Here is a 5,548-nt window from a genome sequence, read left to right on the forward strand (position 1 = left end):
GGCCTGACTCTTTACGCCGTCCTCCGCGAACTCCAGGCCCTACTCGGCGTCTGGACCGGCGCTTGCCGTCTCTGCCTGCAACCCGTCCTGCCACGCCCACCCACCCCCGCAGACTCGACATAACAAAGTACTACTAGTGCCCTGCGTCGGAGTCAGGGCTGGTGGCTGAAGGCCCACTCGCCGAGGTGCTTCTTCAGAGTTGCGGCATCGACAGTGCCGCCAGCGCGACGAGCACCGGCGGCTCGGTCGCGTAGCGGGGGCGCAGCCACACGTCCTGGTGCACGACCTCGGCGCCGGCGCGGACCACCACGGGAGCCGGGGCCGCGCCGACGAGGGTGCCGGCGTCGGGGGCGAGGCGCTCGATCATGTCGGCGCCGGGCGGCTGGCCGGCGGCGAGCAGGCGGTACGTGCCGGGCGGTACGCCGAGCAGCTCGAACGGGCCGGGGGTCGTGAGGAACGCGCCGGCGACGGGTCGGCTCTTGGCGATCGCCTGCGGGAACAATCCGACGTAGATGGCGCTGCACCGGGTCGTGCGGACCGTGCCGCGGACGACGCCGTCGAAGGCCCGGTCGGCGCCGCGGACGTAGGGACGGGTGGGAGTGGAGCCCTCGACGAGCTCGGGCAGCCGCTTGAACGTCGCCGGCGTGACGCCCACCAGACTGGTGAAGCGCGACGAGAACGAGCCGAGGCTGTCGAAGCCGACGGCGAAGCAGGTGTCGGTGACGGACAGGCCCTCACCGATGAGCAGCCGCTTGGCGTGGTGGAAACGCAGCGCCGTGCGGAACTCGCCCGGCGGGATGCCGACGGTGGTGCGGAAGAGCCTGGCGAGGTGGAACGGGCTGTAGCCCACGGCGTCGGCGAGGTCGCCCAGTGTCAGCGGGGACGTCAGGTGTTCGCGCATCCACGGAGATCACGGCCGTGACCGTGTCGTGGCGCGCGTCGACCTCCGAAACCGACATCGCCCGTCACCGTACCCCCAGGGGATGACGGTGACGGGCGATGTGTGAACGCTCCAGGTTCGTGGCCTAACCGGGTGCGGACCCGGCCTTCTGCTTCTCCACGTCCGGGATCTCGGTGCCACGCAGCGACGCGCCCGCCGTCTCCGGCGCGAACTTCACCGCGATGAGGCCGATCACGCTGGCACCCATCATGAAGAGCGCCGGGAAGTAGTCGGTGAGCTCGTTGGTGAAGTACGTGTTGATCGCCGGCGTCGGCCCGCCCGCGATCGCCGTGGCGATGTTGTAGCTGAGCGCGAAGGCGGTGTACCTGATCTGCGTCGGGAACATCGCGGGGAACGTCGCCGAGATCGTGCTGAGCTGCGGCACGTAGACGATGCCCATGACGACCAGCGCCGCCATCTTGACCACGACGCTGTCGACGTTCAGGATCAGCCAGAACATCGGCAGGGCGAGGACGAACAGGCCGATGCCCGAGGTGAACCACGAGGGCCGCCTGCCCCACCTGTCCGACGCCGCGCCGCCGAACGGCATGAGCACCATCATCAGCGCGAACATGACCGACGTGATGAGCAGGGCGTAACTGCCGCTGAGGCCGCCCTTCTCCGGGTCGGTCAGGAACTCCACGATGTAGACGAACAGCGTGTAGTTGTGCACGTTCAGCATGAACACCATGCCCATGCAGATGACGACCGGGCGCCAGTTGCGGAAGAGGTCCTTGAACTGCGTCTTGGTCTCCTGCTCCTGTGCGCCCTTCTCCGCCAGCTCGCGGAATACCGGGGTGTCCTCGAGCTTCGACCGCATGTAGAGGCCGAAGAGGCCGATCGGTCCGGCGAGCAGGAACGGGATGCGCCAACCCCACGAGTCGAAGGCCGGCGTGGACATGGCGGCCTGCAGCGCGGAGCCGATGATGGTGCCGGCGAGGAAGCCGCTCAGCGTGCCGAACTCCAGCCAGCTGCCGAAGAACCCGCGTCTCTTGTCAGGCGCGTACTCGGCCATGAAGGTGGCGGCGCCGCCGTACTCGCCTCCGGCGGCGAGGCCCTGCACGATGCGCAGGAGCACCAGGATGGTGGGAGCCGCGTAAGAGATCGTGGCGAAGTTCGGGGTCGCGCCGATGAGGAACGTGCCGCCCGAGATGAGGATGACCGTCAGTGCGAGGATCCGCTGCCGGCCGAGCCGGTCACCGATGGCGCCGAAGATGCCGGCGCCGAGCGGTCGGACCGAGAACGGGACGGCGAAGATGACGAAGGTGATGAGCCGCCCGTACGGGGTCTCCGGAAGGAAGTTGTGCTCGATGGACGCCGCGAGGAATCCGTAGAGGCCGTAGTCGTACCACTCGATCGCGTTGCCGATCGCCGAGCCGGCGATGGCCCTGCGTAACGTCTTTCGCGCGGTCGGGCTGAGGTTGTCGCCGCCCGGTTGGTTCGCTGGTACAGCTGTCTGTGACCCCATCGGGTCTCCTCCTCGGAGTTGTCGGCTTCCTCTTGTCAACCTCAGCCCGTCGCCACCCCGCTCGCGACGGACTTCTCCCAGATGTCGAGGGCCGCGTCGATCTGCTCGGCCCCGACGACCAGTGCGGGGATCATGCGTACCACGTTCCCGTGCGCTCCGCACGTAAGCAGCAACAGGCCGTTCTCGGTCGCGGTCTGCTGCACGCGCGTGGCGGTCGCGGTGTCGGGACCGCCCGACTCGTCGACGAACTCCGAGCCGAGCATGAGCCCGAGTCCGCGGACGTCGCCGATCGCCGGGTACCTCTCGGCGACCGCGGACAGGCCGGCGCGCAGGCGCTCGCCCATCGCGGCGGCGTTGTCGACCAGCCCCTCGTCCTGGATCACGTCGATGGTCGCGAGCGCCGCGGCGCAGGACACCGGGTTGGCCCCGTAGGTGCCGCCCTGGGAGCCCGGCCATCCCTTGCTCATCAGCTCGTCGCTCGCGGCGACGACGGAGAGCGGGAACCCGCTGGCGATACCCTTGGCGGTCGTGATGACGTCGGGACGGACGTCGAAGTGGTCGTGTCCCCAGAACCTGCCGGTGCGGCCGAAGCCCGTCTGGATCTCGTCGATGACGAGCAGGATGCCGTGGGCGTCGGCGCGCTCGCGGAGGCCGGCGAGGAACCGGGTGTTGGCCGGCACGTAGCCGCCCTCACCGAGCACCGGCTCGACGAAGAACGCCGCCGTGTCGTTCGCCGGCGACGTCGTGGCGAGGACGTAGTCGAGCTCGCGCAGCGCGAAGTCGGTGGCGGTGTCGACGTCCCAGCCGTAGCGGAAGGCGAAGGGGAACGGCGAGACCGCGATGTTGGACGGCAGCGGCCCGATGCCGGCGCGGAACTTGGGGCCCGACGTGGTCATCGCGGCTGCACCGTACGTGCGGCCGTGGAACGAGCCGTGGAACACCACGAGGTTGGACCTGCCGGTGGCCTGGCGCACGAGCCGCATGGCGGCCTCGACTGCCTCGCTGCCGGAGTTGACGTAGAAGGTGCGGTCGAGGCCCGTGGGCAGGATGTCGCCGAGGCGGTGGGTGAGGTCGCGCAGCGGTTTGCTCAGCACCGTCGTGTACTGACCGTGGATCAGCTTCGCGACCTGCTCCTGCGCCGCGGCGACCACGCGGGGGTGGCAGTGCCCGGTCGACGTGACGCCGATGCCGGCGGTGAAGTCCAGATACCGTCGGCCCTGGTCGTCGTAGAGGTAGACGCCTTCGCCGCGCTCGGCGTGCACCGGAGTGGCCTGCTTGAGCAGTGGCGACAGCTCGGTCATGTAGGGCTCCTCGTAGGATTGTCGACAATCGCGCAGCGTACAGACTCGCGCGATCCGAGAACAGATCCGATGTCTCACGGACTGACATTCCGTGACCGGTGCGGCGGGTGTCACGCGGTCTCACGGAGGCGCACACGGGCATCGCTGACTAGGGTGCTGGTAAGACCTCAGAGAAGGAAGTGGTGGGCTCATGTCGACGGGCAAGAACGAGACCGCGGTGGTCGACGCGGTCCGCAAGGACCTCTTCATCGACGGCGCCTGGCGACCGGCCGAGGACGGCAGGACGTTCAAGGTCGAGGATCCGTCGACCGGCAAGGTGCTCTGTGCGGTCGCCGACGCCTCGCCCAAGGACGGCGTCGCCGCGCTCGACGCGGCGGTGGCGGCACAGCCGGAGTGGGCGGCGACGCCACCGCGTGAGCGCAGCGAGATCCTGCGCAGGTCGTACGAGGCCCTGATGGACCGCCAGGACGAGCTCGGCCTGCTGATGACCCTGGAGATGGGCAAGCCGCTGGCCGAGGCGAAGGGCGAGATCGCGTACGCGGCCGAGTTCTTCCGTTGGTTCGCGGAGGAAGCCGTCCGCATCGACGGCGGGTACGCCGTGTCGGCCGACGGCAAGAGCCGGATGCTCGTCACCAAGCAGCCGGTGGGCCCGACCCTGCTGATCACGCCGTGGAACTTCCCGATGGCGATGTGCACGCGCAAGATCGGCCCCGCGGTCGCCGCCGGTTGCACGATGGTGTTCAAGCCGGCCGCGCTCACGCCGCTGAGCGCACTCGCGGTCACCGAGATCCTCACCGAGGCCGGCCTTCCCGCCGGCGTGCTCAACGTCGTCAACACCTCGAACTCGGGTGGGGTGATGGAGCCGCTCATCCGCGACGGACGCGCGCGCAAGCTCTCGTTCACCGGATCGACCGAGGTGGGCCGCAAGCTGCTCGAGCAGTGCGCGGGCAACGTCCTGCGCACGTCGATGGAGCTCGGCGGCAACGCCCCGTTCATCGTGTTCGAGGACGCGGACATCGACCAGGCCATCGCCGGGGCGATGGTCGCGAAGATGCGCAACATCGGCGAGGCGTGCACGGCCGCCAACCGGCTCTACGTGCACGAGAACATCGCCGACGAGTTCGCCCGCCGGCTCGGCGAGACCATGTCGGCCCTGGTCGTCGGCCGCGGTGTCGACGACGGCGTCAACGTCGGGCCGCTGATCGACCACCGGGCCGTGGAGAAGGTCGAGCAGCTCGTCGCCGACGCGGTGGCCAAGGGTGCGAGGGTCGTCGTCGGCGGCGAGCGCGGCGCGGGCGACGGACACTTCTACAACCCGACGGTGCTCGCCGACGTACCCGCCGAGGCCGACGTCCGGACGACCGAGATCTTCGGTCCCGTCGCGCCGATCGTCACGTTCAGCGACGAGGACGAGGTCGTCGCCGCGGCCAACGACACCGAGTTCGGCCTGGTGTCGTACCTCTTCACCACCAACCTCACCCGCGCGCTGCGCGTGTGCGAGCGGCTGGAGACGGGCATGATCGGGCTCAACCAGGGCCTGGTCGCCAACGCCGGCGCCCCGTTCGGCGGCGTCAAGCAGTCCGGCCTCGGCCGCGAGGGCGGCCGCGTCGGCATCGAGGAGTTCCTCGAGACGAAGTACATCGCGATGCCGACCCCGTAGCGGGGCGGTGTCCACCCGTGAGGGGCACCCTCACCGTGCCAGGGAGGCTGTTGCGCTTTGGGGTCCGGTGTGGTGATGGCGTGACTATGGGGAGGATGTGTGAGTCGGGGGGTGTGCCCGGGTCATGCTGGCTGGGTGGTCGCTGTGCTGGTGGTGAAGAGGCGCCGCAGGTTGTGTAC

Annotated in this window: 4 protein-coding genes; 1 reads left to right on the plus strand and 3 read right to left on the minus strand. The window is 69.3% G+C overall.

Going from position 1 to position 5,548, the window contains the following annotated elements; all coding sequences use genetic code 11:
• Positions 1-193: 193 nt before the first annotated feature.
• The 3 genes from GEV10_31570 to GEV10_31580 form a co-directional block, all read right to left on the minus strand.
• On the minus strand, positions 194-901 hold the full coding sequence (locus tag GEV10_31570) for a helix-turn-helix domain-containing protein (protein MQA82941.1): 708 nt from the start codon (positions 899-901) through the stop codon (positions 194-196).
• 124 nt (positions 902-1,025) lie between these two features.
• The gene (locus GEV10_31575; protein MQA82942.1) at positions 1,026-2,408 is read right to left on the minus strand and encodes an MFS transporter; all 1,383 of its coding nucleotides are present in this window, start codon (positions 2,406-2,408) and stop codon (positions 1,026-1,028) included.
• 41 nt (positions 2,409-2,449) lie between these two features.
• Positions 2,450-3,709 (minus strand): aminotransferase class III-fold pyridoxal phosphate-dependent enzyme, encoded by a 1,260-nt coding sequence (locus GEV10_31580; protein ID MQA82943.1) that lies wholly within the window; start codon positions 3,707-3,709, stop codon positions 2,450-2,452.
• Between the two features lie 190 nt (positions 3,710-3,899).
• Here GEV10_31580 and GEV10_31585 point away from each other — a divergent pair, with 190 nt between their 5' ends.
• Positions 3,900-5,369 (plus strand): aldehyde dehydrogenase family protein, encoded by a 1,470-nt coding sequence (locus GEV10_31585; protein ID MQA82944.1) that lies wholly within the window; start codon positions 3,900-3,902, stop codon positions 5,367-5,369.
• Positions 5,370-5,548 lie beyond the last annotated feature (179 nt).

The organism is Streptosporangiales bacterium (assembly GCA_009379955.1).
Classification (GTDB): Bacteria; Actinomycetota; Actinomycetes; order Streptosporangiales; family WHST01; genus WHST01.

Bases quoted from the DNA above. Each gene is read 5' to 3' on its own strand.
- GEV10_31575 (MQA82942.1), bottom strand. From the start codon at position 2,408: ATGGGGTCACAGACAGCTGTACCAGCGAACCAACCGGGCGGCGACAAC.
- GEV10_31580 (MQA82943.1), bottom strand. From the start codon at position 3,709: ATGACCGAGCTGTCGCCACTGCTCAAGCAGGCCACTCCGGTGCACGCC.
- GEV10_31585 (MQA82944.1), top strand. From the start codon at position 3,900: ATGTCGACGGGCAAGAACGAGACCGCGGTGGTCGACGCGGTCCGCAAG.
- GEV10_31570 (MQA82941.1), bottom strand. From the start codon at position 901: ATGCGCGAACACCTGACGTCCCCGCTGACACTGGGCGACCTCGCCGAC.